Annotated in this window: 24 protein-coding genes and 1 other annotated feature; of the genes, 14 read left to right on the forward strand and 10 right to left on the reverse strand. The window is 36.5% G+C overall.

Features of this window, described 5'->3' with window-relative positions; genetic code table 11:
• The first annotated feature begins 10 nt into the window (after positions 1 to 10).
• The 7 genes from BN3326_RS12325 (at position 11) to BN3326_RS12355 (ending at position 4,885) form a co-directional block, all read left to right on the forward strand.
• Positions 11 to 649 carry a class D sortase gene (locus BN3326_RS12325; RefSeq protein ID WP_069999551.1) on the forward strand — a complete coding sequence of 213 codons (639 nt, stop codon included), beginning with the start codon at positions 11 to 13 and terminating at the stop codon, positions 647 to 649.
• A 324-nt stretch (positions 650 to 973) separates the two neighbouring features.
• The gene (locus tag BN3326_RS12330) at positions 974 to 1,990 is read left to right on the forward strand and encodes a type II secretion system F family protein (RefSeq protein ID WP_069999552.1); all 1,017 of its coding nucleotides are present in this window, start codon (positions 974 to 976) and stop codon (positions 1,988 to 1,990) included.
• 13 nt (positions 1,991 to 2,003) lie between these two features.
• Positions 2,004 to 2,318, forward strand: a complete 315-nt coding sequence (locus BN3326_RS12335) for a hypothetical protein (RefSeq protein ID WP_069999553.1) — start codon at positions 2,004 to 2,006, stop codon at positions 2,316 to 2,318.
• Between the two features lie 2 nt (positions 2,319 to 2,320).
• A complete protein-coding gene (locus tag BN3326_RS12340) occupies positions 2,321 to 2,821 on the forward strand; it encodes a DUF4860 domain-containing protein (protein WP_083258691.1) in 501 nt (166 codons plus the stop codon).
• Positions 2,821 to 3,315 carry a type II secretion system protein gene (locus BN3326_RS12345; protein WP_069999555.1) on the forward strand — a complete coding sequence of 165 codons (495 nt, stop codon included), beginning with the start codon at positions 2,821 to 2,823 and terminating at the stop codon, positions 3,313 to 3,315. Before BN3326_RS12340 ends, BN3326_RS12345 begins: the two co-directional genes overlap by 1 nt.
• Before the next feature lie 14 nt (positions 3,316 to 3,329).
• Positions 3,330 to 3,818 (forward strand): hypothetical protein, encoded by a 489-nt coding sequence (locus BN3326_RS12350; RefSeq protein WP_069999556.1) that lies wholly within the window; start codon positions 3,330 to 3,332, stop codon positions 3,816 to 3,818.
• An 11-nt stretch (positions 3,819 to 3,829) separates the two neighbouring features.
• Entirely contained in the window at positions 3,830 to 4,885 is a 1,056-nt protein-coding gene (locus tag BN3326_RS12355; RefSeq protein WP_069999557.1) for a type IV pilus twitching motility protein PilT, read from the forward strand.
• 76 nt (positions 4,886 to 4,961) lie between these two features.
• Here the strand turns inward: BN3326_RS12355 and trhA are convergent, their stop codons facing one another.
• Positions 4,962 to 5,609: a PAQR family membrane homeostasis protein TrhA gene (trhA, locus tag BN3326_RS12360; RefSeq protein ID WP_069999558.1), complete on the reverse strand. Its 648-nt coding sequence runs from the start codon at positions 5,607 to 5,609 to the stop codon at positions 4,962 to 4,964.
• 164 nt (positions 5,610 to 5,773) lie between these two features.
• On the opposite strand from trhA, the gene BN3326_RS12365 reads away from it, so the two are divergent.
• Positions 5,774 to 6,355, forward strand: a complete 582-nt coding sequence (locus BN3326_RS12365; protein WP_069999559.1) for a DUF1836 domain-containing protein — start codon at positions 5,774 to 5,776, stop codon at positions 6,353 to 6,355.
• A 132-nt stretch (positions 6,356 to 6,487) separates the two neighbouring features.
• Here the strand turns inward: BN3326_RS12365 and BN3326_RS12370 are convergent, their stop codons facing one another.
• Positions 6,488 to 8,158, reverse strand: a complete 1,671-nt coding sequence (locus tag BN3326_RS12370; RefSeq protein WP_069999560.1) for a phosphoenolpyruvate carboxykinase (ATP) — start codon at positions 8,156 to 8,158, stop codon at positions 6,488 to 6,490.
• 360 nt (positions 8,159 to 8,518) lie between these two features.
• On the opposite strand from BN3326_RS12370, the gene BN3326_RS12375 reads away from it, so the two are divergent.
• Complete coding sequence (locus BN3326_RS12375; RefSeq protein ID WP_069999561.1) at positions 8,519 to 9,829, forward strand: aminotransferase class V-fold PLP-dependent enzyme; 1,311 nt, start codon at positions 8,519 to 8,521, stop codon at positions 9,827 to 9,829.
• Positions 9,830 to 9,886: 57 nt separating this feature from the next.
• Here BN3326_RS12375 and BN3326_RS12380 read toward each other — a convergent pair whose 3' ends face one another.
• The 3 genes from BN3326_RS12380 to BN3326_RS12390 all read right to left on the reverse strand — a co-directional run bounded on the left by BN3326_RS12380 (position 9,887) and on the right by BN3326_RS12390 (position 14,107).
• On the reverse strand, positions 9,887 to 11,446 hold the full coding sequence (locus tag BN3326_RS12380) for a putative polysaccharide biosynthesis protein (RefSeq protein ID WP_069999562.1): 1,560 nt from the start codon (positions 11,444 to 11,446) through the stop codon (positions 9,887 to 9,889).
• 143 nt (positions 11,447 to 11,589) lie between these two features.
• A complete protein-coding gene (locus BN3326_RS12385; protein ID WP_069999563.1) occupies positions 11,590 to 13,092 on the reverse strand; it encodes an IMP dehydrogenase in 1,503 nt (500 codons plus the stop codon).
• 67 nt (positions 13,093 to 13,159) lie between these two features.
• Positions 13,160 to 14,107, reverse strand: a complete 948-nt coding sequence (locus tag BN3326_RS12390; RefSeq protein WP_069999564.1) for an ABC transporter substrate-binding protein — start codon at positions 14,105 to 14,107, stop codon at positions 13,160 to 13,162.
• 245 nt (positions 14,108 to 14,352) lie between these two features.
• On the opposite strand from BN3326_RS12390, the gene BN3326_RS12395 reads away from it, so the two are divergent.
• Positions 14,353 to 14,826 carry an acyl-CoA thioesterase gene (locus BN3326_RS12395; RefSeq protein ID WP_069999565.1) on the forward strand — a complete coding sequence of 158 codons (474 nt, stop codon included), beginning with the start codon at positions 14,353 to 14,355 and terminating at the stop codon, positions 14,824 to 14,826.
• A 64-nt stretch (positions 14,827 to 14,890) separates the two neighbouring features.
• Positions 14,891 to 15,176: a binding site (T-box leader), on the forward strand.
• Positions 15,177 to 15,304: 128 nt separating this feature from the next.
• A complete protein-coding gene (gene metG / locus BN3326_RS12400) occupies positions 15,305 to 17,287 on the forward strand; it encodes a methionine--tRNA ligase (RefSeq protein WP_069999566.1) in 1,983 nt (660 codons plus the stop codon).
• A 69-nt stretch (positions 17,288 to 17,356) separates the two neighbouring features.
• Here metG and pdxR read toward each other — a convergent pair whose 3' ends face one another.
• A complete protein-coding gene (gene pdxR, locus BN3326_RS12405) occupies positions 17,357 to 18,793 on the reverse strand; it encodes a MocR-like pyridoxine biosynthesis transcription factor PdxR (RefSeq protein ID WP_069999567.1) in 1,437 nt (478 codons plus the stop codon).
• Positions 18,794 to 18,955: 162 nt separating this feature from the next.
• On the opposite strand from pdxR, the gene BN3326_RS12410 reads away from it, so the two are divergent.
• Together BN3326_RS12410 and BN3326_RS12415 are read left to right on the forward strand one after the other, a co-directional pair.
• Positions 18,956 to 19,711, forward strand: coding sequence for an AzlC family ABC transporter permease (locus BN3326_RS12410; protein WP_069999568.1), 756 nt, complete (start codon positions 18,956 to 18,958; stop codon positions 19,709 to 19,711).
• Between the two features lie 13 nt (positions 19,712 to 19,724).
• A complete protein-coding gene (locus BN3326_RS12415) occupies positions 19,725 to 19,967 on the forward strand; it encodes an AzlD domain-containing protein (RefSeq protein WP_242875998.1) in 243 nt (80 codons plus the stop codon).
• Between the two features lie 28 nt (positions 19,968 to 19,995).
• Here BN3326_RS12415 and BN3326_RS12420 read toward each other — a convergent pair whose 3' ends face one another.
• The 3 genes from BN3326_RS12420 to BN3326_RS12430 form a co-directional block, all read right to left on the reverse strand.
• Positions 19,996 to 21,189: a sensor histidine kinase gene (locus BN3326_RS12420; protein ID WP_069999570.1), complete on the reverse strand. Its 1,194-nt coding sequence runs from the start codon at positions 21,187 to 21,189 to the stop codon at positions 19,996 to 19,998.
• Entirely contained in the window at positions 21,182 to 21,865 is a 684-nt protein-coding gene (locus tag BN3326_RS12425) for a response regulator transcription factor (protein ID WP_141722921.1), read from the reverse strand. The genes BN3326_RS12420 and BN3326_RS12425 overlap by 8 nt, the downstream gene beginning before the upstream one ends.
• A gap of 989 nt (positions 21,866 to 22,854) precedes the next feature.
• Positions 22,855 to 23,271, reverse strand: a complete 417-nt coding sequence (locus tag BN3326_RS12430; RefSeq protein ID WP_069999571.1) for a DUF4342 domain-containing protein — start codon at positions 23,269 to 23,271, stop codon at positions 22,855 to 22,857.
• Positions 23,272 to 23,448: 177 nt separating this feature from the next.
• On the opposite strand from BN3326_RS12430, the gene BN3326_RS12435 reads away from it, so the two are divergent.
• Positions 23,449 to 24,504 (forward strand): hypothetical protein, encoded by a 1,056-nt coding sequence (locus BN3326_RS12435; RefSeq protein ID WP_069999572.1) that lies wholly within the window; start codon positions 23,449 to 23,451, stop codon positions 24,502 to 24,504.
• 97 nt (positions 24,505 to 24,601) lie between these two features.
• Here the strand turns inward: BN3326_RS12435 and BN3326_RS21485 are convergent, their stop codons facing one another.
• Complete coding sequence (locus BN3326_RS21485) at positions 24,602 to 25,804, reverse strand: AraC family transcriptional regulator (protein WP_083258695.1); 1,203 nt, start codon at positions 25,802 to 25,804, stop codon at positions 24,602 to 24,604.
• Between the last annotated feature and the right edge of the window lie 4 nt (positions 25,805 to 25,808).

Genomic DNA, 25,808 nt, shown 5'->3' on the forward strand with positions numbered 1-25,808 from the left:
CCTTGATAAGATGAGAAAAAAAATAGGCAAATTAATGATGATCTTAGGAATAGGGATTATACTTATTCCTATTATAGGATCAGTTTATACATATTATGAAGGAAAGAAACTCTATGAGGCGTATTTGCAAGACTTACAACAGAACAGCATACCACCGGGAATAGTAGAAAATACAGATGTGCAGCAACAAGTGATACAACCAGAAGAGGGAAATTCAGAAGATGCTAAAGAACAAACCTATGATAAAGAAGAGGGAGAGATCATAGGAAGAATAAAAATCCCTAAAATAAAAGTTGACCTGCTCTTAATAGAAGGAGTAAGCAAAAAAGCACTGGAGCTCGGCGCAGGACATATGAAAGGCACAGCATTTCCAGGAAATAGTGGAAATTGTGCTATTGCAGGACATAGAAATTATACATTTGGTCAAATATTTAATAGATTAAATGAAGTTGAGTTAGAGGACGAGATCATACTAGAGGTAGAAGAAAAAAGTTACTTTTATAAAGTAAAAGACATTATCCTCGTAAGGCCAGAAGAGGTATCTATCCTTGAACCATCCCCAGATAAAAAAGAAGTGACGCTTATCACATGCCACCCAGTCTACAGAGCAACCCACAGACTTATTGTTAAGGGAGAACTTGTAGAGTAGAGAGATAAACTTTCTAACAAATAAGTATTAAGAAAATTTAGCAATTTATTCAGAGGATTTTTGTGGAGATAATTTGAGAAACACTCATCAACTAGAATGATTAGTGTTTCCACTGTCAATTTAAAGAAAGTAAATTTAACAAAAATACCTATCATAGAGAAGATTAGCGGGGTAGTCAGGGGATGTTTTTTGACTCGACTCGGGTTTGGCAGTGGGTAGACGGGAGAGGCAAAAAATATCCCCTGACTGCTTCGCGGACTCCATATGACCTCCATAATCTTATCCAGTAAATAAGTTATTCAGTACATATAGGGGGAGATCACTATGGATGACAAAGACTTATCTATATTTTGTACACAACTAGCCCTTGTTCTAAAATCAGGCATCGTTTTGCACGAGGGCATTGCGATGATGATAGAAGATATGGAACAATGCGCTATGCGAGACACCTTAATAGTAATCGAAAAAGATCTCAGCGAAGGCAAAATGCTAGATACAGCCTTAGCCTCAGTGGGGAGCTTTCCAAAGTACATGACGCATATGGTCAAAATAGGCGCAATATCCGGACGGCTAGAGGATGTCATGACGGCACTTGGTAGCTATTATGAAAGAGAAGAAGCCCTCAAACAAAGTATTAAAAGTGCTGTTTTTTATCCCCTTATCTTAAGTTCTATGATGCTTATAGTTATGTTGGTACTTTCTATAAAAGTACTTCCTATTTTCCAAGAAGTATTTAATAATTTAGGAGGAGAAATATCAGGCATTGCCCAAAGTTTTATGAAGGTTGGCGAGGTTACTGGCCAATACATTTACGTAATTGTAGTAGGCATTATCCTTATAACACTAGGCGTTATAGCAGGGATTAAAACAAAACGGGGGAAATACCTTGCAAGAAAACTTACAAGTAAGCTAAAGATAACCGAAAAGATTGCAACAGCACGGTTTGCTTCCGCTATGGCACTGATGATGGCAAGCGGACTTGATACGGATGAAGCACTTAAGATGTCCACCCAACTTGTAGAAAATGAAAACGTTATGACAAAGGCAGCATTATGTGAGCAGCGCCTTGCAGAGGGGAATTCTTTTGTCAGTGCACTTTCGGAGTCGCAGATTTTCTCAAAGCTTGCAACTCGTATGCTGAGTATGGGGATGAAGACGGGTAATATGGATGAAGTGATGAAGCAGGTAGCAGATAACTATGAAGAAGAGGTACATACGGCACTTAACAAACGCGTTGCTATCATTGAACCTGTATCAGTCGCTGTGTTATCCATTATGATCGGAAGTATACTAATATCTGTTATGATTCCGCTTATGGGCATTATGTCATCTATAGGGTAGATAGGAGGATGCGATGAAAAAGCGTGGGCTAAAAGAAAGTATGCTGGCGGTTATCATTTTTGTTATTGCAGCAAGTATCATATACATAGGCATTCTAAATACTTTAGAATGCGCAAGAGAGGAACAAATGCACTTTCTTCAAAAGGCTCTTAAACGCTCGGCCATTCAGTGCTATGCGATAGAAGGGATGTATCCTCCTGATGTTAAATATTTAGAAGACCACTATGGCTTAGTGATTGACCATAAACGCTATATTGTACATTATGAAGTATTTGCGTCAAATATTATGCCAGATATGACTGTTTTTGAGAAAGCAGGAGGTGAATAAACTTGAAAGCTGCTTCCAACATTTTATTTGTACTAGGACTGCTTCTTGTGTTTGTTGTATCAGCTTTTATGTTAGTTTTAATAGGGGCAGATGCTTATAAAAAGATAACACGGGATATGGAGAGTAATTTTGAAAGACGTACCCCCATTTCATATATAGCAGCTAAAATAAGAGGTGCAGATCAAAAGGGGCAAGTGTCGATTGTGCCTAAAGAAGGATACGATGTACTTGTTCTTGGACAAACCATAGAGGGTGTAGACTATGAGACTTGGATCTATGCATACGAAGGGCAACTCTATGAAGCTTTTATTGAAAAAGGCACACCTATAGCGCTTGCAGATGGCATGGGTATGATAGAAATACAAGGACTAAAAATGGAAGAACTGCAGGAACGTTTGCTGAGGTTTGAAACTATGGATCATTTAGGTAAGACACTGGAGCTTGTTATAAGCTTAAGAAGTGAACTAAAAGAAGTGTCTGTAACAAGTAAGGGAGGATCGTGATGAAGATGAATAGACCCTCACGCTCCCGTGCATTTTTAGTAGAATTTATAATCGTTATACTTTTTTTTGCGATAGCTTCAGCCATTATAGTACGTGTCTTTGCAGTAGCTCATAGCTTGCGGGAAAAGGCCAACGACCTGACTGTTGCGACTGCAAAAGTACAAAGTGTTGCTGAATATGCAAAAGTCAGTGAATCTCAGGAAGGTTATATCCGAGACTTAAAAAAACTAGGGGCGGTAAAAGAAGACAAGGATAAAGAACGGTATGTATTTTATTATAATAAAGACTGGCAACAACAGCCGGCAAACTTAGAACATACTTATAGCATCGTTGTAGTATGCGATACTAAGGCATTAGGAGCAGGCGAATTGCTGCAAGTACTTATTAATGCAAGTAAAGTAAATAGGCATCAGATGAATAAAGAAAATCATAAGTCACTAAGTGAAATCTATGATCTGCAGGCGGCTAAATATTATCCTAAATCAAATCATTAAGGGAGGGGCACAACATGCATCGAACGATTAAAATGTCAATGGGAGTGGGCGCATCTTCACTCATTATGATTTTTGTAGTACTGGCTACAGTTACACTGGCAACTCTGGCGCTAGGCACAGCTCACGCAGATTATAAACTTGCCATGAAGTCTGCTAAGGGTGTCTCACAATACTATAAAGCAGATAGCAAGGCGGAGGAAATGTTGGCACTTATTGATGAAGTCTTAAGATATACAGCGGTAAGTAACCTTGAAAAAGAGTTTTTAGCAATCCCAGGGGTAGCCATAAAAGATACACAAGCAGATACTAAGAAAGACAGGCATATTGTTTATGAAGTACCCATAAATGACAGACAAATGCTAAGCGTAGTCCTAGGGGTTAATGAATCTTCTGAACAGGATCAGCTAAGCTATAACATCATAGCTTGGCAGGTAGTAAACAGTATAGAATGGGATTATGATGAAGGTGGACTTGGATTTGAAGATATCATAATAGAAGAGTAGGTGTGCAGAAGATGGATATAGAACAAATGTTTAAAGACGCAGCCTTGCAAGAAGCAGCAGATATATTTGTAGTAGCGGGGCTGCCACTTTCATTTAAAATACACGGAAAGATTACATCTCAAGGGGTAGAGAAGTTAATGCCAAAAGATACAGGAGAGATCATTCACGCCATCTATGCCCTTGCAGGAAGAGAGATTAATAAATTTTTGCAAGAAGGAGATGATGATTTTTCCTTTTCTATCCATAACGTAGGACGGTTCAGAGTAAATGCTTATAAGCAAAGGGGATCAGAGGCTGCGGTTATTCGTGTCGTAAAGTTTGAACTCCCTGATGTGAGTAAACTCAAAATCCCACAAGAAGTTATTAGCTTACATCAAAAAACAAAAGGGCTTATTTTAGTAACAGGCCCCGCAGGGAGCGGTAAGTCTACCACCCTTTCTTGTATTATAGATAAAATTAATAAAACACGCAGCTGCCATGTGATCACTTTAGAAGATCCTATAGAATTTATACATAAACATGATAAGAGTATTGTAAGCCAAAGAGAGATTACAACGGATACCAGCAGCTATGTACAAGGACTAAGGGCGGCTCTTCGAGAATCACCGGATGTTATTTTGCTTGGAGAAATGAGGGATTTTGAAACGATTAATATTGCAATGACAGCAGCAGAAACAGGACAATTAGTACTTGCGACACTGCATACGCTAGGGGCTGCTAATACAATAGACCGTATCATAGATGTATTCCCACCCAGCCAACAGCAGCAGATTCGGATACAGTTATCAATGGTACTGCAGGCCGTGGTCTCCCAGCAGCTTATTCCCACTTTGGAAGATGCATTGGTACCTGCGTTTGAAGTGATGTTTGTAAATAGCGCCATTCGTAATATGATAAGAGAATCTAAGGTACACCAGATTGACTCAGTGATCTATGCTTCTGCTGAGGAAGGGATGAGAAATATGGATGCCAGCATATTAAAACTCTATCAGAGCGGTGTTATTTCAGCAGATCATGCAAAGTTTTATAGTACAAATTATGAGACAATGTGTAAGAAGGTAAGATAACAGCATAGGATTAAAGACCAGCAGGGGAATCATATGATTTCCCTGCTGGTCTAAGTAATAAGTACTTTATAATTGTTTAGAGCACATACCGCAGTACTGCCCAATAATGGCAAGCACTGCCTAACATAACAAAGATATGGAACAGTTCATGAAATCCAAATGCTTTGGAGATGTTAGGTTTTTTTAGTCCGTATATAATACCGCCTACTGTGTACATAATACCGCCGAGTGCCAGAAAGAAGAAGCCGCCAAAGGACAAGGAATGATAAAGCGGTTTAAGCGCAAATAAAGCAATCCATCCCATGCCTATATACAAAAAGGTAGAGAGCCATCTAGGCATAGTGATCCAGCATATCTTAAGGGTGATGCCAACAAGTGCCAGCGTCCAAACGGTAACGATAATGCCCCACTTCCAGATACCTGTTAAAGAAAGCAGGCAAAAAGGGGTATAGGAACCTGCTATTAATATAAAAATCATGGAATGGTCCAATTTCTTTAGTCTTAAAAGCACCGTATCTGTTGTCTTAACTAAATGATAGATACCACTTGTTGTGTATAATAAAACGAGACTTGTGCCAAATATAAGAATAGAAATGATAGCTGCTATACTAAAAGAAGTATTGCTTTTATAAGAAACAAGTAAAAAGAATGTACCTATGAGTGAGAGGGCGGCTCCTGTTAAATGAGTTAAAGCATTAATGGGTTCTCTGATATAACGTTTCATAAAATCATCTCCTAGTGTTAATATGTGGTTATTATTACTACTTAATATTATATGTACAATATAACACAATGCATGCGTGTAAGTCAACGTAGTATAGAAGATAATTTTCTTGATTTTTAAAAGCGGGTTGTGTATGATGAATATAAGAACGTAGGAGGGTGTATATGGAAGAAAAAAGTTTAAATGAGATTATAAGAGAATTGGAATTAAGCGAAAGTATAGAACTTAGCAGTATTCCAAATATTGATCTTTATATGGATCAGGTTATTACACTTTTTGAAGACAAGCTCACACACACCAAAAGAAATAAGGCAGACAAGTTGCTTACTAAAACGATGATTAATAATTACACTAAAGATAAACTTCTGATGCCGGCTGCTAAAAAGAAATATACAAAAGAGCATATTATCCTTATGATACTTTTATATGAATTAAAACACATTCTCACGATAGGTGATATTAAAGAGCTTTTTAGAGTGATTATTAAAGATGATAAAGTAGATGCTAAAAAGCTCAGCAGTATTTATCAAACCTATTTAAACTCTAAAATAAGAGCCATAGAAACTTTTGAAACTTCAGTAGAAGCCACAACTAAGGCCTTAAAAGAAGAAATAAGTAAGATGGATTTAGCGAATGATAAACAGATAGAAAATATGCTGCTTGCTATTATGCTTACCGAAAAAGCAACATATTATAAGCGTTTAGCAGAAAAGATAATTGACGAGAAAATAGGCGCCAGAGAATAGATGACCTGGACGGATAAGGACAAATGGACATAAATATATATAGGCAATAAAAAGAGTGGGGGATGAGATAATCATCTCCCACTTTTAACGTGAAATAAAAAATTAGTCTTAGATGCGCGCTTGTAATGAATGCTAGTTAAATGAAGCCTCATGAGCTTCGCTAACCACTTTTTCTAAGGCAAAAAGAGCATCAGTTGGAAGTTTATCAAATCCACCTTTTTCAGTATCACGAGATTTAATATATAAAGCGCGGTCCTGCATGCGTTTTTGTAATTGATCGACATAGTTTATATCACTTAAATCAGGTACAAAGCCTTCGATTTCCATGATTTCAATATCAGAGAATGGTCCCCAAGGTTTAAATGATGCTTTATCTTCAACAATAGCTTCAAGTATGCCAAGTGTAATAGTTGGCGTTACTTTTTTGCCCATGAAATCGCCGGTATTTAAAATATAGCAGTCTACATTTCTTTTGGCTACCAGGGCTTTGAACTTATTATAATCATCTGCTAGCGGATAAGTTCTGAACGGATTAGCATAAGGTTCAACGACTAACGCATTTGGATCTACGCCAGGAGCTAGTCTTTCTGCACTTGTACGTTTGGTTGCAAGGGTAGCCCCCATTACAGAAGCAAGTTCTGAACCGCTTAATTTGAGTACTGGGGGAAGTGTAGGGTCCTTCATGAGCCAGAAGATTGCATTAACGGGTTCATCAAACTTATTCACCCGGTTTGGAGACCACAAGATAGATTTAACAGCGCGGCCGTTGCCGTTGCGGATATCTTCTGTAACAGGAACAATTTTGCCTTCCGCATCAACAGTCGCACCGCAGTTTTGCATCGTAACAAGATATTTATTATCGTCACAGGTAAGAGGATAATCTTGTGTTTTATCAAAATAAGCAGGTTCGAGGGCTACAGAAGAGCCGTTTTCAGTTGAGATAACAAAAGCATCGTCATGAAGAACAGTGATATCATATTTATCATTATGACGGGCGTGTGTAATCGTTGATTTGCCAGAACCGGAAAGACCGAATACTCCAGCAACAAAAGATCTGCCGCCTTCAAGATTGTAGCGTTTTTGTCCGCCGTGGCAGGATGCATAACCATGGCGGTTAGCAAGTGCCCAGGCAAGGGTTAATGTACCTTTTTTATGTTCTCCAAAATACCTCATGCCTAAGATAGCTGCACAGTTATGATCGGGATCAAAGAAGGTGAGACCCATTGGATGTTCTGGATGTGACCAGCTTGGATCTGAGAATATGTAGATATCACCTTCATTTGCAAGTTCTGTAGAGTTTGCATACATTATGGATACTTCTTCATTGATTGCCTGGAAGTTTAATAACCATGAATACATAATGTTTTCTTGGGTTTGTGGAATGCAAAGATGTGCTTTTACAGAAAAATCTTTGTCAAGACCTACAATAGATTGTGCGTGGTATAACTTTTTAGTGCGCGCTTGGTAAATAGCTTCACATATTTTTAAAGCATATTCTCCTGGATTAACGCCTGGTTCGCCCATGATTTTACGAGCTGCGGCGGCGCGTCCGCTTACGGCGCCATCATTGAAAAGAAGAATTTTGGTATCTTCATCAAGGCCTAGGAGGTCAGGTTTATAAACTGGCACATCTGTTACGACTGTACCAGGAGCATCTTTAGCTAGTTTGTAAGCTTCTTTTAATGAAGTTACAGGAATTACATTGTTGCCATAAAAAGCAGTTTCGATCGTTGTACGGATTTGATTGAAAATAGGGTTGCCTGCACCGATGTCGGTTCTAATAAATCTTGCTTTTGTTGCCATTAGAAAATCCTCCTTTAATAGTGCTAAAATGGTGTGGCACTGCATACCAAAAATGGTAAGTATTATGATAAAAAGAAAGTTATAAGTTGGGAAATCCAATTCCCCCTCATTATAATTATCATCTTTTGAATTATAAAAGTCAATACAATTGAATAAAAAATTTTGAATATATAATAAAATTATATAATATATTAAATAATTTTGAAAATATAGTGTTTATTGAATATAAAAATGAAAAAATTATATAATAATTAAAAAATCACAAAGGATATTTTGACTCTCAAGAGAAAATAGGGAGCTGAGGATACTCATAATCCGCTCAACAAGAGAATATATTTAAAAAAGGAAGGGGATGAATAGATGAAAAAAGACAGAGATTATCGTATATTATTTAATGGCATAGAAGTCCCTATACAATTAATAAGCGGAAAGTATGTTATTCCTATTAACTTTGATAATGCGGCAACCACTCCTCCTTTAAAAAAAGTTGATACTTTTATTTATGATAATCTTCTTTTGTATAGTTCGATTGGCCGAGGGGGACAAAAATCAGCTTATTGTACTGAGGCCTATGAACTATCAAGGCAAGAAATTTTAAACTTTTTTAACTTAACAGAGCAAGATGGTTATACCACCATTTATGTTAAAAATACAACAGAAGGATTGAACTTTCTTGCAAACATATTGTGCGGTCATAAAATGGATAAAGTGCTTGCAACCCGTATGGAACACCATGCCAACGACCTTCCTTGGCGTATGGCAGCTCATACACTTTACATAGATGTGGATTATGAAGGTAAGCTCAATCTACAACACATTAAAGAAAAATTAGAGCGGGGACAAGGAACAATTAAGTATGTTACGGTAACAGCTGCAAGTAATGTGACAGGCTATATCAATCCTATACATGATATCGCCCGTCTTGCACATCAGTACGGCGCTATGATTATAGTGGATGCAGCTCAGCTAGTGGCCCATAGACGTATTGATATGAAAGGCACTGGGAAAGATGATGCAATAGATTTTTTGGTATTCTCTGGTCATAAAATGTATGCACCATTTGGAAGTGGTGTAGTGATCGGATTAAAAGAAATATTTGATAAGAAAAGTCCCTATTTAGTAGGAGGTGGCACTGTAACGGCCGTTTTTGATGATGATGTCTATTGGAAGAATACACCACAAAAAAATGAGGCTGGAACACCTAATTTTTTAGGGGCGATGTCTATTGTAGCGGCTATGATTGTCCTAAGCGAGATAGGATTTGATGAGATAAGCAGCCATGAAGAGCGCTTAAAACAGCGCCTGTTAAGCGGCCTCGCACGTATTCCGCAAATCATATGCTATGGGGATTCAAAGGACAGTAACAGACTGGGAGTAGTCTCTTTTAACATAAGAGATATTCATTATGAGCGCATGGCACAACTGCTAGCTGATATAAGAGGTGTCGCTGTAAGAAGTGGTTGTTTTTGTGCGCAGCCGTATGTCGCACGACTTCTGGGGATTAGCAACGAAGAACGGTATCGGTATATGCTTAATAAAGATCTTAAGCTCCCAGGAATGTTAAGGGCAAGTTTGGGATTATATAATACAGAAGAGGAAGTAGATGAATTTTTAAATACGATAGAGCACATTATTAAATACGCTAAGGTAAAGGACAAATATATTTATTAGCATAATAGAAAATGGGGGGATAGGCTCTATGTTTTAGAGTTTATCCCCCGTTTGTAATTACAAATAGCTTGCGATAAAGGAGCGTATAGATCTTCTTAGCCACTGCATATCAACAGGGGTAAGACATTCAATTAAAAACAATAGAATGATATAAATAAGTGTGGATAGGGCAATGCTTATAATACATTGTATAAGAAGAGGCAGTGCATAGGTCGTTAAGCAGTTCATAAAATATTTTGAAAATAAAACAGAAGCTGTGGCAGCAATAGCTGGTTTTAAAATCCATTTTGAAACTTCAATATTAAGGTTGGCCGTTTCAAGTAACCTATTAAAATTAAGAGAACAAGTTAAAGTATTACTAAGTATCATAATAGCCAAAAAAGCAGAAATACCTTTGATCGGAATCAAAAAATAAATCATACTTATACGAAAGATAGAATCAATAATACTGTATTTTAGGCAGCTCATCTGCTTGCCAAGCCCTTTTAAGATACCGTCTGAAACCACCTCGATGTACATAAAAGGAACAATAAGAGCAAGGGTTTTAAGAATAGGGCCTATCTGTTCATTTTTATAGATAACAACACCTAGTTCCTGAGAATAACTCATGAAGATGCTCACGACAAAGATACTTAATATAAAAGTAAAGTGTAAAACACGATGGGTAGTATGTCTAACTGTCTTATAGTGCCTAAGTGTGTTGGCTCTAGCTATTTCTGGGACAAGGGTTGTAGAGAATGCTGTAAGAAACGCTGCAGGAAAAAATAAAATAGGCAGTACCATGCCTTTTACCATACCATATAGACTCATAGAAGCTTCCTGAGTTGCACCAAACTTTCTAAGGCCTATAGGTATAAGTACATTTTCTAGAGACATAAACACAGAGCTGATATAGGCGATAGCTGCTACAGGGAGGGCTACACCTAATAGGCGAAGGAGTATGCCTTTTGCATCAGAAGAGGTTCTGGAAGCGACGCCATAGCGGCGATGATCAAGAATATAAAAAGTAAGCATATAACTCCAAGAAACCATTTCGCCTATAGTCATAGCGATCCCAATAGCCGCGTAGGCGTAAGCCAGACCACGAGGTGACCATAGGTTAACAAGGATCATGATAAGACCAAGTTTTACAAATTGCTCTAATACATCTGCACTGGCAGGTTTGATGACTCTTTTAACGGCATAAAAATAACCTTTAAAACATGAAGAGAGTGCCATAAAAGGAATACTAAGAGAAAGCATTCTAAGCCCCCAAGTAGCCCGAGGATCTTTTATAAAAATAAGGGCTATCTGAGGCGCATAAGTAAAAAGAAGCATACATATTAAAGAACTTAATAAACCGCCAAATAAAAAAACAATAGTCATTATTTGTTTTGCGCTTTCAAATTGCTGCCGGCTGAGTTCTTCAGCTACTAACTTAGAGACAGAAACACTTATACCGGCAGAGGCAAAAATAACGGCCATAATATAAATGGACATAATAAGTTGATAAAGTCCCATGCCTTCAGGCCCTAAGGCATTAGATATATAAACAATAGAAATCATCCCTACTGTTCTTGTTATAAAAGAAGTTGCAGTAAGTATCATTGTGTTTGCAATTAAACCTTGTGATTTCAAGAATATTCCCTCCATAACTTTAAATTTATTATATTTTAAGTATATGTGGACAATATTTTTTTAACACAACTTAGCACAAGCTATTTTTAACCTATCCAAAAAGCGTGAGGCCACCTAGGTCTCACGCTTTAATGTATAAAAAATTATCTTGAATAATTATTCTCTTTTAGTGTAACATCATGGGCCCCACCTTCTATGATACTCGTAGAAGATACAAGTGTCATCCTAGCAGTTTTTTGCAGTTCATCAAGTGAAGCCGCACCACAGCTGCACATCGTTGATTTGATTTTGCTTAGCGTAACGTCTAAGTTATCTCGAAGCTTACCAGCATAGGGGACATAGCTGTCCACGCCCTCTTCAAACTTAAGGTCTGAACCTTCTCCCGCATCATACCTTTGCCAGTTGCGTGCACGTTTAGAACCCTCACCCCAATATTCTTTCACATAGGTATTGCCAAGTTTGACTTTATTTGCAGGGCTCTCATCAAATCTTGCGAAGTATCTGCCCATCATGATAAAATTAGCGCCCATAGCTAAGGCGAGGACGGTATGATAGTCATGCACAATACCACCATCTGAACAAATGGGTACATAGATGCCTGTTGCATTGTAGTATTCATCACGAGCTTTTGCAACTTCAATAATAGAAGATGCTTGACCGCGGCCAATGCCTTTTTGTTCACGGGTTATACAAATAGAACCACCACCGATGCCTACTTTAACAAAATCAGCACCAGATTCTACGAGGTACATAAAACCTTCTTTGTCAACGACGTTTCCACCGCCAACTTTTACAGTGTCATTATAAGTTTTTTTAATATATTTAATGGTTTCGCCTTGCCATTCGGTATAGCCATCTGAAGAGTCAACACATAAAACATCTACACCAGCATCAACAAGTGCGGGAACTCTTTCTTTATAATCTCTTGAGTTGATACCGGCTCCGACCATTAATCTTTTGTCGGCATCTAAGAGTTCAAGCGGATTTTCTTTATGCGCATCATAATCTTTCCTAAATACAAAATAAACGAGTTTTTGGTTTTCATCGATAATGGGTAAACAATTTAATTTATGTGCCCATAGAATATCATTGGCTTCACTTAATGTGATGTTTGAGCTGCCTACTATTAGGTCACTAAAAGGCGTCATGAAATCTGAAACTTTCTTATCCAGCGAATCACGGCTTATTCTATAATCGCGACTTGTAACAATCCCCTGAAGCTTAGTAGATAAAGTACCATCTTCAGTAATAGCAATTGTAGAGTGCCCTGTTTTTTCTTTGAGTTTAAGCACATCACTTAGGGTATGTTCCGGAGACAAATTAGCTACACTGACTACAAACCCTGCTTTAAAGTTTTTTACCTTTCTTACCATCTCTGCTTGACTTTGGATAGATTGGGAACCAAAAATAAAGGATAGCCCACCGCATTTTGCAAGAGCCACAGCAAGCTTATCGTCAGATACAGACTGCATAATGGCTGAAACAAGAGGGATATTGATCTGGATAGAAGGAGCTTCACCTTTTTTAAACTTAACGAGAGGGGTTTTTAAGTCCACTTTAGTTGGAACACAATCTTTTCTTGTTAGATTGGGGATCAGTAGATATTCGCTGAACGTACGAGAAACTTCATTATAATAAAATGCCACTGCAATAACCTCCTTATGAATTTCTAAACATTCTAACAAGTAAAGACGGGCTTGTCAACAACTAATACTATTCATACAGATATTGCTGAATTTCAGGCGTATCTATATTGAATCTATCATACCAAAAAACATCTGTATCAATAAACTCAGGAAGTCTTTCACCTCGTATGGCCTGAAGTGCTGTCTGCATAGACTGATAACCCATTCCTACGGGGTTTTGTGTAATAGCACCAGCTATAATGCCTTGGCGTATTGCATCTGTAATAGTTTTTCCTGAGTCAAAGCCGATAACTGTAACCGTACCTTCTTTATTAAGCTCTCTGAGTGCATCTATAATCCCTTCGGTCATGTTGCCATTCATGCCAAATAAACCATCAATATTTGGATATGTTTCTAAAACTAATCTCGCAGTTTCAGCAGCAGCAGCTCTTGAGTCTTCGGTATACGGTATGGGTATTACTTCAATATCTGGATAAGTTGCTGCAATTGTGTTTATAAACCCTTCGGTTCTTTCACGACTAACTTTATTGTTTCCATTTAACCAAACGACACCTACTTGACCTTGACCACCAAGAATTTCCCCCATTTTAATTGCTGCTAGTTCTCCAGCACCATAATTATCTATGCCAACAGTTGTTCTAACAATGGGACTATCAACACCTGTATCCATACCTATAACTGGAATACCTGCTGCCTGAGCTTCTTCAAGATAAGGGGTCAATGCTTTGGCGTCAAGTGCTACAAGAATAATAGCTTGAGGATTTTGGGCTAAGGCTGATCGAAAAGCATTAATCTGTATTTCGAGAGGTTCACCTATTTTAGGTCCCTCAAATGTTGTTCTAATCCCAAAGTCCCTAGCTGCTTGTTCGGTACCTGTTCTAAGTTGTTCAAAAAAGGAAAAATCTATTGTTTTTGCGATAACGGGTATATAGATTTGTCCAGCGGGATGAACGTCTTGGGCGGTAACACTTGTTGTAATTAATAAAAGTAATGCTAATAAAAGTATTTTTTTCATGTTTCACCCTCTTTTAAATAAAGTATAAGTTGCACGAATCAATCGTATAAAAAATGCTATTAAGTTCATTCTTTCACATTTAATATTTACTTATTCATAAGAATATATCAGACATTTGGCACCTAAAAAGCAAATAAAGCATACTTAAATGATAAAATGATAAAATGAGCTGGCATAATAGAAGTGTGTTATACTTATACTAGATTTAACTTTAGATGACTTAGGTTGATTGGAGCGTAAAAGTAATGAAAGAGAGTAAGCGCGTAGAAGATACTATAGCAGAACAAGCCTATTTAATTATGCACAAACATATTAATGGATATGGAAGATTATTTGGAGGCCAGCTCATGCAGTGGATTGACAGTATGGCTGCTATTATAGGCAAGCGTTATGCCCAGACAGAAGTAACCACTGCAGCTATTGATAATCTTAACTTTAGAGGAGGTGCCTATTTAAATGATACAGTGGTATTAATCGGAAGAGTAACTTATGTAGGCAACACTTCCATCGAGGTAAGAGTAGATACTTATGTGGAAGCATTAGACGAGACCAGAAAGATGATCAACAGGGCTTATATTGTTATGGTAGCGATTGATCAAAATGAGCAGCCGGTACAAGTACCCCGCCTTATCTTTGAAACTGAAGCCCAAAAAGCCGAATGGGCAGGGGGAAAAAGGCGGTATGACCTGCGTAAAGAAAGAAGAAGAGAAGGATTTTAGATTATTTTATGACTAAAATGTTGAAATCGTGGGAAACCTATGATAAAATAAGCGCAGTTAAATGGAAAACGCAGTGAAAAGGAGAGTAAGTTTAAAACATCTTCATAGAGAGCTTCTAAAAGAAACATTAATGATTAGTTTCGGTGCTGAAAAGAAGCAAGATGGGTTAAGCTGAAGATGGCCTTGGAGTGGTGCACCGAAGCCCAAGTTTGGGTTTAGGCTGCAACAGGTTCGCCTGTTATAGCGAAAGAGTATAACCATAGAAGTATATGGTGTACTTGCAGAGGCTTATATTGTAAGATATGGGCAAATTAGAGTGGTACCGCGGGATTATATACCTCGTCTCTATAACGTAAGTTGTAGGGATGAGGTTTTTTGTTTTAATAAATAAGTGATAATTAACCTTGTGCTATAAAGCTTGCGTATTTAACTTTATATTATAACTATAAAATTTTTATATCAAAAAGGAGAGAAAATAATGAGTAAACCAACCTATTACATCACAACGCCTATTTATTACCCAAGCAACAAACTGCATATAGGACATTCTTACACAACAGTAGCTGCAGATGCAATGGCGAGATATAAACGCCTTAGAGGATATGATGTCATGTTCTTGACCGGAACAGATGAGCATGGTCAAAAAATAGAAAGACGTGCACAGGAAGAGGGGATAACACCACAGGCATTTGTGGATAACATCGTAGACTGGATTAAAGATTTGTGGAAAACAATGGACATTACTTATGATAAGTTTATTCGTACGACAGATGCTGAACATAAAGAAACAGTTCAGAAGATCTTTAAAACACTTTATGATAAAGGCGATATTTATAAGAGTGAATACGAAGGTAAATACTGTACACCTTGCGAAACATTTTTCACAGAGCATCAGCTAAAAGATGGGAAATGTCCTGACTGTGGAAGACCAGTAGAAGCTGTTAAGGAAGAATCTTATTTCTTTAAACTTTCAGCTTATCAAGATAAACTTATTAAATATATAGAAGATAATCCAGAATTTATACAACCACAAACAAGACAAAATGAAATGCTTAATAACTTCCTAAGACCGGGGCTTGCAGATCTCTGTGTATCACGTACTTCTTTTAAATGGGGAGTTCCAGTAGAGTTTGACCCAGGGCATGTCGTTTATGTGTGGATTGATGCACTCTCAAACTATATCTCAGCGCTTGGGTATCTTAGTGATCAAGACGAGGCATTTAAAAAATACTGGCCAGCAGACGTTCATCTTGTGGGCAAAGAAATTGTTCGTTTCCATACGATTATTTGGCCAGCGCTTCTTATGGCACTTGAACTTCCGCTTCCAAAACAAGTGTTTGGTCATGGATGGCTTGTTATAGATGGCGGCAAGATGAGTAAATCAGTAGGTAATGTAGTAGACCCGAGCATTCTTGTTGACCGTTACAGCAGTGATGCGATTCGTTATTTCCTACTTCGTGAAATTGCTTTTGGGCAAGATGGTAACTTTACTAACGAAGCGCTTATTACAAGAATCAATTCAGATCTTGCAAATGATCTTGGTAACTTAACATCCAGAACAGTTGCGATGATTGAAAAATATTTTGAAGGCGGAACATTGCCAGAAGTTCAAGAAGAGAATGAATTTGACCCAGATATCAAAACACTCGTTAAAACGCAAATTCAAAAAGCAGAAGATAATATAGAAAAGCTCTTCTTTAACAATGCACTTGAAGATATATGGGTGATAATCAGAAGACTTAACAAATATATTGATGAAACGATGCCTTGGATCCTTGCAAAAGACGAAGCTAACAAACCAAAGCTTGCAGGTGTGCTTTATACCCTTGCAGAAGGTCTTCGTATAGTAAGCATTATGGTAGAACCATTTATGCCACAGACACCAGAGAAAATCTGGGCGCAAATTGGTCTTCAAAGAGGAGAGCTTACAGCTTGGGACAGTATTCATACATGGGGCACACTTCCAAAAGCTGCTACAGCTAAAAAAGGCGAAAATATGTTCCCACGTATTGATAAAGAAAAAGAACTAGAAGCGCTTGAACTTGCCAGTGCACAAACTCAACCAGCTCAGAAAGAGACTAAACCAGAAGATAAGGAAAAGCCACAGCAAGAAAAACAAGAAGCTGAGCAACTTGAGTATATAACCATTGATGATTTTGCTAAAGTTGAGCTTAAAATAGGTGAAGTTATTGAATGTGAACGTGTACCAAAGGCTGATAAACTTCTTGTATCTAAGATCAAAATAGGGGAAGAAGTAAGACAAATTGTATCAGGTATTGCAAAGTATTATACACCCGAAGAGTTTGTAGGTAAAAAAGTTGTTGTTGTTACTAATCTTAAGCCAGTTAAATTAAGAGGTCTTTTATCAGAAGGCATGGTGCTTTGTGCAGCTGATGATACAGGTAAGTTAGTAGCAGTAGGACCACTCGGAGAAATTGTAAGTGGTGCAGAAGTAAGATAATAAAAGAAACTATAGGTATTCATAAAATCCTTACAGACTTATTGACTAAGTATGTAGGGATTTTATATTTTATTTCAAGGAGGTATATGGTGGCCCTAAATGCCAAGTTGTAAGGCTTTCTTTGAGCAGCTTAATACCTTTATTTATGAGTTGATGATTGAGATGGCTATAGCCTATAATGATAGAATTTTTTTGAAAGTTTTTAAAAGATGAATGCAGCCAAACAGGATGAATTTTTAGACCCTGTAGGGCTATAAAGCTAACGAGATCCTCAGTAAATTGAACATCTTTAAAAGAGGCGATAAGATGTAAACCGGTAGATTCACCATGAATCGTAACGGAAGATCCAAAAGAGCTATTTAGACTTTCAATAAGTGCATTACGGCGTTGTAAGTATATTTTTCTCATTTTATGAACGTGACGATCAAGAAACATTTGATCTATAAATTGAGATAAGGTGATTTGGTCCACCACACTCGTAAAGTAATCACTTCTTTTTTTGTATTCACAGAATGAATCAACTAATATTGGAGGAAGAATAATATAACCTATGCGTAAGGCTGGAAAAAGAATTTTGCTGAAAGTACCTACATAAATAACTGAATCTGGAGCAAGTTCGTACAAAGTACTAACCGGTGCACCCATATAATGAAATTCACTATCATAATCATCCTCAACAATATAACAATTTTTACTCCGAGCATATTCGATTAATTCAATTCTCCTTTGAACAGGTAAAACCTCACCTAAAGGATATTGATGAGAAGGGGTTATAAATATAAATTTTGGATTAAGTGTTGATGGAAGTAATTGAGTTTGAAGACCCTCTTGATCAACAGGAATGCTATAGCAATTGGGGTTATTAAATGCAAAGGTTTTTTTGATTTCAATATGTAGAGGATCCTCAATAATATAAATATCATTATTTTTAAGTAATAGATTTGAAAGGATAGAGAAGCTTTGTATAGAACCAGAAGTAATAACTACTTGTTCTGGATGACAAGACAACCCACGGATTCTCAGAAGATATTTACAAATAGAATTTCTTAACGCGAGACACCCTTTGGGGTGGGTATATCCAAAGATATTATAGGAAGAATCTAAATAAACCTGACTCTTTATGTGTGACCACTTTTTCAGTGGTAATAGGTCGAGTGCAGGTATGCCTGAACGAAAATCAATTCTATCAAGATTGGATTGATCCAATAGAATTTCATTATCATCTGTTTTTTGGGGAGATGAGAGGATATTTTGACGTAGCAGTGTCCCTTCAGAAATAAAAGTACCTACATTGGGTTTGGTAATGATATACCCTTCTAATAATAACATGTGATAAGCTTCTAAAATTACATTTCGCGAAATATGTAAATGGGAAGCGAGCTCTCTAGAACCGGGTATTTTTTCACCAGATACTAACTCACCTTTTAAAATTTTATCTCGTAATTGTTGATAAACTTGTCTAATAATAGGGATTTGTGATGTTCTATCTACTTCAATCCATAGCATAAAATAGCTCCTTTTAACTGGTACTAATAAAAATACTTAAAAGTGGTACTAAAATATAGAAAAATAATATGTTAGATTATAACAATAATAATCTTAAAATTCAATTACTTAAAAGGGGAAAAGGAGAATAGAATTAATATTTATTAGAAAAGAGGAGTATCTATGATCAGTAAAAATAGTAGTATGTTTTTAGGAGGCGCTAAAAAAGGGATTCCTATATTAATAGGATTTATACCTATTTCAACTGCATTTGCAGTTATTGCTCTGCAAGCAAAGCTTACACCCTTAGAAGTTGTTTTAATGTCAATTATGTTATTAGCAGGAGCAAGTCAGCTGATGGCAGTAAATATGTTAGCTATAGGGGCTGGCAGTATAGAAATTATTATTGCTACATTTATTATCAATATGAGACACCTTATTATGAGTATCTATGTCATGAATAGGTTAAAGGAGATACCTAGGCCTTTAAAGTTAATATTAGCATTCGGAGTTACTGATGAAACATTTGGAATCATGTCTATGGAAGATGAAGAGCATTGTAATCAATACTTTTTTAGTGGGCTAGCAGCCGTTACTTATGGCGCATGGATTGGAGGAACTATATTAGGAATAGTGGTTAATAATGTTATTCCAACTCATATATGTTCGAGTATGTCAATTGCTTTATATGCCATGTTCATTGGACTACTAATGCCTAATATGCACAAGAACCATAAGGTTGCTTATGTTGTAGGGATCAGTATAGCTCTGAACATTATATTTAGCCTTATTTTAACACCGAGTTGGGCAGTTGTTTTTGCGACACTATTTGGAGGGGTTATAGGCTCTAAACTATTAGGAAGGGAAGAGAAGAATGAGCATAAAAATATCAATAGTATTAATGATTTTGGGGATGTCAATAGCAACATACATTCCTAGGGGGTTGCCGGCTATGTTATTAGATAAAGTGCGTATATCTCCTAAGATAGAAAGTGTATTATCTGCAATTCCTTATGCTGCATTAGGGGTATTGATATTTCCAGGTATTTTGTCTGTAGACACTGAAAATCCCATAGTTGGGATTTTAGGAGGAGGCATTGCACTAATATTATCTTATTTTAAACTAAATATCACTTATGTGATAGGTGGAGCAGTTTTGAGTGTGGTGTTTATAAAAGCATTTAATATGGTGTAATAGAGTTAATAATTATTCAGATATCATTTTATTTGCCAGAAGTTTGTAAAGGGAAGAAAATGATAAACTCAGAGCCTTCTCCTACAGCGCTATTAATAGTTATTGAAGCATCATGTATATCAGCTATCCATTTGGCAATAGCCAAACCAAGACCGGTCCCACCGCTATGTTTATCTCGTGATTCTTCGGCTTTATAAAATCTTTCGAAAAGATGGGGAAGATGTTCATTTGCAATACCTATACCTGTATCTTTGACAGAGAGCAACACGTTTTTAGAAGTATTTACGGAGTAGAGCGTGATGGAGCCGCTTTCAGGTGTGTATTTGATAGCGTTATCAACGAGTATTCGAATGAGTTCTTTGATAAGATGACTATCACCTAGTATCAAAACCTCTTCATCAGCTTTGCAGATTAGTTCATGCTCATCATCTATAAAGGAAGTTTCTTTTGCAACTTGTTTGATAATATCTGATAAGTTGAGGACTTCTTTGGCTATCTTTAATGTGTTTCTATCACTTCTAGCCAGGAAGAGAAGTTGTTCTACGAGCTGTTTCATATTTTTAGTTTCTGATTTTATAGACTCAATACTTTCTTCTAATATTTTAGGATCATCTTTTCCCCATCTATCTAGAAGATCAGCGTAGCCTTCGATAACTGCAATAGGTGTTCTAAGTTCGTGAGAAGCATCAGAGACAAACTGTTTTTGCCTTTCGACAAATACTTCTAAGCGGTTCATCATTTGATTAAAAGTGATTGCAAGGTCTTTTAATTCATCTTTAGCACCATTGGTGCTTAAACGTTCTTTGATGCCATCTTCCTTAATGCTTTTTACCTTTTTAGTCATAAGGGTAAGCGGTTCTAACATTTTTTTTACAACCATTCTTCCAAAAATCAAAAAAAGCGTGATAGATACAAAGATAGATATACCTGCTATCCAACCAAAGTAGATAATCAGCTTATTGTTTTCAAGAAGATGATCACTTGAATGATTAAGGAGCAGGGCGAAGCTTATACCATATGTTAATGTGAAAAGCAAAAGATAGAGAAAGGCGTATACGAGATTAATTTTAAAAGCTATAGAAAAACGTATTTTATTAAAAAAAGTACCGAGCATTTTAAAAAAACTTATCACCGCATAGTTTAAGAGTGCAAGGAGAAGTTTAAAGGTAAAGACAATCCCCGTTCCTATCCATTTGAAAAAATTTATGATATGACTACGCATCTTTTATTTGATACCCCATTCCTCTAACAGTATAGATAATTTTTTCTTCAAACTTTTGATCTATTTTACTTCTTAAATAACGAATATAAACATCTACAATGTTGGTATCACCCATATATTCATAACCCCATACATTTTCAAGAATATTGTCCCTTGTAAGCAGCAGATTTTTATTAAGCATAAGATAATGTAGAAGTTCAAATTCCTTTTTGGTAAGGGCGATAGGTGTTTCATCATAGCTTACTTCAAACTTATCAGGAATTAGTATCAGCTTGCCACATCGCAGCTTTTTTTCGTCTGAAGCATTGCTGTAGGAACTTTTTAGTTTAAAGAGAACTCTTATGCGAGCCAAAAGCTCTTCGATAGCAAAAGGTTTAGTCATATAATCCTGAGCACCAAGATCAAGGCCCATTACTTTGTCGGTGATATCATCCTTAGCAGTCAGCATGATAATAGGAATATCAGAAACTTGTCTAATGCGTCTTAATACCTCCATGCCGCTAAGCGAAGGGAGCATAACATCAAGAATAATAAGATCATAGGGATGATTTAAAGCTTCCTGTAAACCTTGGCGTCCATCATTACAAATGCCTACTTCATAACCTTCGTGCTCAAGCTCCAGTTGTAGAAACCTGGCTATTTTTGTTTCATCTTCTATAATAAGTATCTTCTTAATACGAATCACTCCCCAGTGTAAAAGCTATAAGGTGCATAGCTATATGATGGTATTTATAAGGTTATTATATATAATATTTAGATTAATACAATAGATAGTTTTATTATTTTATGGTTCTTAAAGGGGTCGCAAGGAGGGGGAGGGATAATTTTTGGGGCTCCCGCCTCCCCGCCAGACTGTCCGAAAACTACTATTCACAATTCTTTCTAGGTCCGCAGGGGAATTTTAGGGTTCTCCAGTTGCTCGCTTGCGTATTTTTAAAAATCTAACCACTTTCTTCAAATGAACGGTCGAAACTCGCTGCGCTCAAACAGTCTCCCTAAAAACCATTTGAATAAACTGCTAAGATTTTCTTAACAAAATACTCCAGAGGCAACTTCCGAACCCTAAAATCTCCCCTGCTAGGCTTTAAATTATTTAGACTTGAATTGGTTTGAGGTCAGTCTGGTACTGCCAAACCCGAGTCGCCCCAAAAGAAATCCCTCCCACTTTTTACGCTAGTTATTAGAAAATTTAGGTTGCATATTAAAAATACTAAGTTTAAGTGCTTAATGAGCAAGTCAAACTTAGTATTTATAGTATCTCAATTCAAGTAGATAACAGATGATAGGCAGGAAGTGAGGGGGAGACTGTCCGAAAACTATTACCACTTGACTTTTTCAGAAGATTAGCATGGGGATTTTAGGGTGCGGAAGCTGCCTCTGGAGTCAGTTCGTTAAGAAAATCTTGGTGGTTTTTTCAAATGGTACTTAGCTCGCACTGTTTGAGCGTATGCGAGTTTGCGGCGTTCATTTGAAAAAAGCGCCTAGATTTTTAGAAATGCGTAAGTGAGTAGCTGGAGTACCCTAAAATCCTCATGCGGACCGCCTCAAAAACCAAAATTGTAGTTTTCGTACAGTATGGTGGGGAGGCGTGGAGAGCTGAAAGAGTTCCCTTACTTCTTGGCGGACCTAGTATAAACTTCTTAAATTACAATTTGACGCCTATAACTACTTATTAATACTATCTATTGTAGAGTTAATCTTCTCCGCCACTTCATTTTCGCCCTTAAACTCTATTTTAATACCGAATAATAGAGAGAGAAGAAGTCCAACAATAGAGATGTGAAAAGTACAGATCACAAGAATAATTGCAACAGATAACGGAATATCTACAAAAGTATGAGTCTTTTTTCTCATGATAAAGCTTGTAGCATTTAGTTTTTCAATAAAGGAAGTTATTTTTTCACTTTTAGCTTGTGATTGATTAGAAATAGTTTTAGCTTTTAATTTTTGGTCTTTTTCTAAAAGCAGCAATGCTTCTACTACATCACCACTCGTTTGTTCGAGAGCTGCTTTTGCCTCTCCGTAAGTCACATTTGCTCTTTCCATGATTAAATCGATTTGTTCAATTGTTATAGTTCCCATAATTAGATCTCCTTTGAAATGTTTTATTTTATAGTTATAGTATAGAAGACTATAATTAGAAGAAGTTAAACTGAAAATTAGAATTTGATTAGAAAACTATGAGAAACAATTAAGAATATTTCATATATAATTATAAAAATATGTTATAATCTAAGCTGATGGAGAAAGGGGGATAAGATGAATAAAGAGGCTTTAATTGATAAATGGCGTATAAGAGGGGTATCTGCAGAAGTGGTTTTAGTTATAATGTTTCTAACAACATGGATGACATATGATGGTGATGGGATTATACATACCATTCCTTTCATTATTATCATTCCTTTTATCTTGAGATTATTTTATAAGAATAGTTTACTTATAGTAGGCACTGCGGTTGTAAGCGGACTTATTATAGCGCATATAAAAGGTAATTTTGGATATGGTATATTCCTTATAGTCGGGATATTGATGGAAACTTTCGCTGCAGTGGTATTAGCAATGGGGATAAAACATAAAGATAGTGCTAAAAGAATACTTTTTATAGCATTAGGTGTATTAATGATCATTATGGCGGTAAATGATTATGCCAAGATGTGGGGAAGTCCGATGGGCTACTTAAAAGCTAAGTCAAATATAGAAGGCTATATTGATGATAATTATGAAGGGCAGCTCAAAATAGAAAGAATAGATCGTATTTCATTTAAAATGAGAGGATACCGGGCTAATGTAGTTCAAATAGAAGATAGCAGGAATAAGTCAACTATTTTTTATGGAGATAATGGCTATATCAGTGATAGATATCATGATGAGACAACTGGAAATATGACGGAGCAAGTTACCAACATACTTATAGCTATGATTGAAAATCAAACTGACTTAACAGACTATGATATAAGTCTTTATGCAAAGCTTGAAATCCCAGTAGCTAAATACCATCTTAATGATAGATTCTCGGGAGACGAACCTATAAGTGCTGATATTCAGTTGCAGCCCAATTATAGTTGGAAGCAAAAAGATAATGAACAAAGAGAGGTTAAAGTGTACGGTAATAAAGAGGCTTTTGCTGAAGATGCCTATAAGGTTATAGCGGTCCTTCAAAATATAGGTTATCGTTATGATGCAATAAAGGTATATTACTTTTTAGAAGATGGTAATACGACCTATGAGATAATAGTTCAAGGTGGCGAAGAGATCAAAGCAGTACAAGATGCCGTGGATAAGGTGCAGATGGGGGATTATTCAAAGGAAAAATAAATAGAGAAAAGGCTGTTTTGCATAATAAACTCTTTTATGCAAGGCAGCCTTATGTTTTAGGTAAACTTAAAATAGGGTACCTTCTTTGCTAATGTATTTATGTATTTAATTGCCTATAGGCGTGAGGCGAGGTATCCATGTATTTGTTAAACATTTTAATATAGTAGCTCTGGTTGCAAAATTGATAGAATGCTGCTATATCAGCAATAGATTCACTGCTGTATTTTAAGAAATAAGTAGACTCCTCGATACGCCTTTTAATAATGTATTGAAAAAGTGTTATACCCACCTCTTTTTTAAACAGGGCACTCAGATAATTAGGATGGACATAAACGTTGTCTGCAATAGCGTGAAGTGTTAATTTATCTGACAGATGATTCATAATGTAGGTCATTGTATTACGGATAACAAGAGAAAACTTAGAAGTACTTACATGATTAACCTTTTCTATAAAAGTTTCAACCATTCTATATTCGAGTTTATCAAGCTCTGACATAGAGTTTGTATTTTCTATTTCATAGATAAAAGCATCACTTAGATTAAAGGCATCATCATCTGTAACCCCGCCTTTTATAGCAGCTCTTGTAAAAATTGTGCAGGAGCATATAAGTGAGTTCTTAAGAGAACGCAGAGGATTATCAGCAAGCTTGGCACGACTCAGAGAATTGATTTCTGAAAGAATCTGAGAAGCATTGGCCTTGGTTCCGCTTTTTATGAGTTTGATAATGACTTGTTCTAAAAAGTAAGGTGGATGCTGAAACATATTTAATCTATTCTTATAAGTCGTCACAAAATAGTTTTCCGGCATAGAAGCATCAGATAAGTTAGGGGCATTAAATACGGCCCCGGAAGATGGGGTGAAAAGACTAAGCATCAGCTTATTAATATAGAAGCAGCTTGTAGTATCTACGATATTAAGTTTTAAAAAATGATCTTGAAGTTTATGCTTTAATTTAATAGAAAGAGCGTGTTTTTTAATAAGACTAGAGAGCTTTGCATCATACATAGCTTCCTCTAAAAAAGGACCTATTATAATAACATCTGACTGGGTCAGCTCAAATCCTATAAAACATTCATAGTAATCGTTGGATATATACTGACAAGTCAAAAATTGGTTTCTACTCAATATAGGCTCAGAAGATTTTGAATTATCATGGATTAAATCGGCTATACAGGTAGATTTTTCGGGAAAATGGTGTGTTAGTAAATTATTACTATAGAGTCCAATAGGAAGTTTTGTAAAATGATGAAAAATTTCTATTTTTTCTAAAATGCTATGCTGAGGATAACTATGTTCCATAAAA

This window comes from Cellulosilyticum sp. I15G10I2, assembly GCF_900095725.1.
Taxonomy (GTDB): domain Bacteria; phylum Bacillota; class Clostridia; order Lachnospirales; family Cellulosilyticaceae; genus FMMP01.

Coding starts and splice junctions, on each gene's coding strand:
- BN3326_RS12350 (WP_069999556.1), top strand. CDS start 3,330: ATGCATCGAACGATTAAAATGTCAATGGGAGTGGGCGCATCTTCACTC.
- BN3326_RS12415 (WP_242875998.1), top strand. CDS start 19,725: ATGTTATTAGATAAAGTGCGTATATCTCCTAAGATAGAAAGTGTATTA.
- BN3326_RS12345 (WP_069999555.1), top strand. CDS start 2,821: ATGAAGATGAATAGACCCTCACGCTCCCGTGCATTTTTAGTAGAATTT.
- pdxR (WP_069999567.1), bottom strand. CDS start 18,793: ATGCTATGGATTGAAGTAGATAGAACATCACAAATCCCTATTATTAGA.
- BN3326_RS12410 (WP_069999568.1), top strand. CDS start 18,956: ATGATCAGTAAAAATAGTAGTATGTTTTTAGGAGGCGCTAAAAAAGGG.
- metG (WP_069999566.1), top strand. CDS start 15,305: ATGAGTAAACCAACCTATTACATCACAACGCCTATTTATTACCCAAGC.
- BN3326_RS12435 (WP_069999572.1), top strand. CDS start 23,449: ATGAATAAAGAGGCTTTAATTGATAAATGGCGTATAAGAGGGGTATCT.
- BN3326_RS12420 (WP_069999570.1), bottom strand. CDS start 21,189: ATGCGTAGTCATATCATAAATTTTTTCAAATGGATAGGAACGGGGATT.
- BN3326_RS12375 (WP_069999561.1), top strand. CDS start 8,519: ATGAAAAAAGACAGAGATTATCGTATATTATTTAATGGCATAGAAGTC.
- trhA (WP_069999558.1), bottom strand. CDS start 5,609: ATGAAACGTTATATCAGAGAACCCATTAATGCTTTAACTCATTTAACA.
- BN3326_RS12355 (WP_069999557.1), top strand. CDS start 3,830: ATGGATATAGAACAAATGTTTAAAGACGCAGCCTTGCAAGAAGCAGCA.
- BN3326_RS12430 (WP_069999571.1), bottom strand. CDS start 23,271: ATGGGAACTATAACAATTGAACAAATCGATTTAATCATGGAAAGAGCA.
- BN3326_RS12325 (WP_069999551.1), top strand. CDS start 11: ATGAGAAAAAAAATAGGCAAATTAATGATGATCTTAGGAATAGGGATT.
- BN3326_RS12390 (WP_069999564.1), bottom strand. CDS start 14,107: ATGAAAAAAATACTTTTATTAGCATTACTTTTATTAATTACAACAAGT.
- BN3326_RS12335 (WP_069999553.1), top strand. CDS start 2,004: ATGAAAAAGCGTGGGCTAAAAGAAAGTATGCTGGCGGTTATCATTTTT.
- BN3326_RS21485 (WP_083258695.1), bottom strand. CDS start 25,804: ATGGAACATAGTTATCCTCAGCATAGCATTTTAGAAAAAATAGAAATT.
- BN3326_RS12365 (WP_069999559.1), top strand. CDS start 5,774: ATGGAAGAAAAAAGTTTAAATGAGATTATAAGAGAATTGGAATTAAGC.
- BN3326_RS12330 (WP_069999552.1), top strand. CDS start 974: ATGGATGACAAAGACTTATCTATATTTTGTACACAACTAGCCCTTGTT.
- BN3326_RS12395 (WP_069999565.1), top strand. CDS start 14,353: ATGAAAGAGAGTAAGCGCGTAGAAGATACTATAGCAGAACAAGCCTAT.
- BN3326_RS12370 (WP_069999560.1), bottom strand. CDS start 8,158: ATGGCAACAAAAGCAAGATTTATTAGAACCGACATCGGTGCAGGCAAC.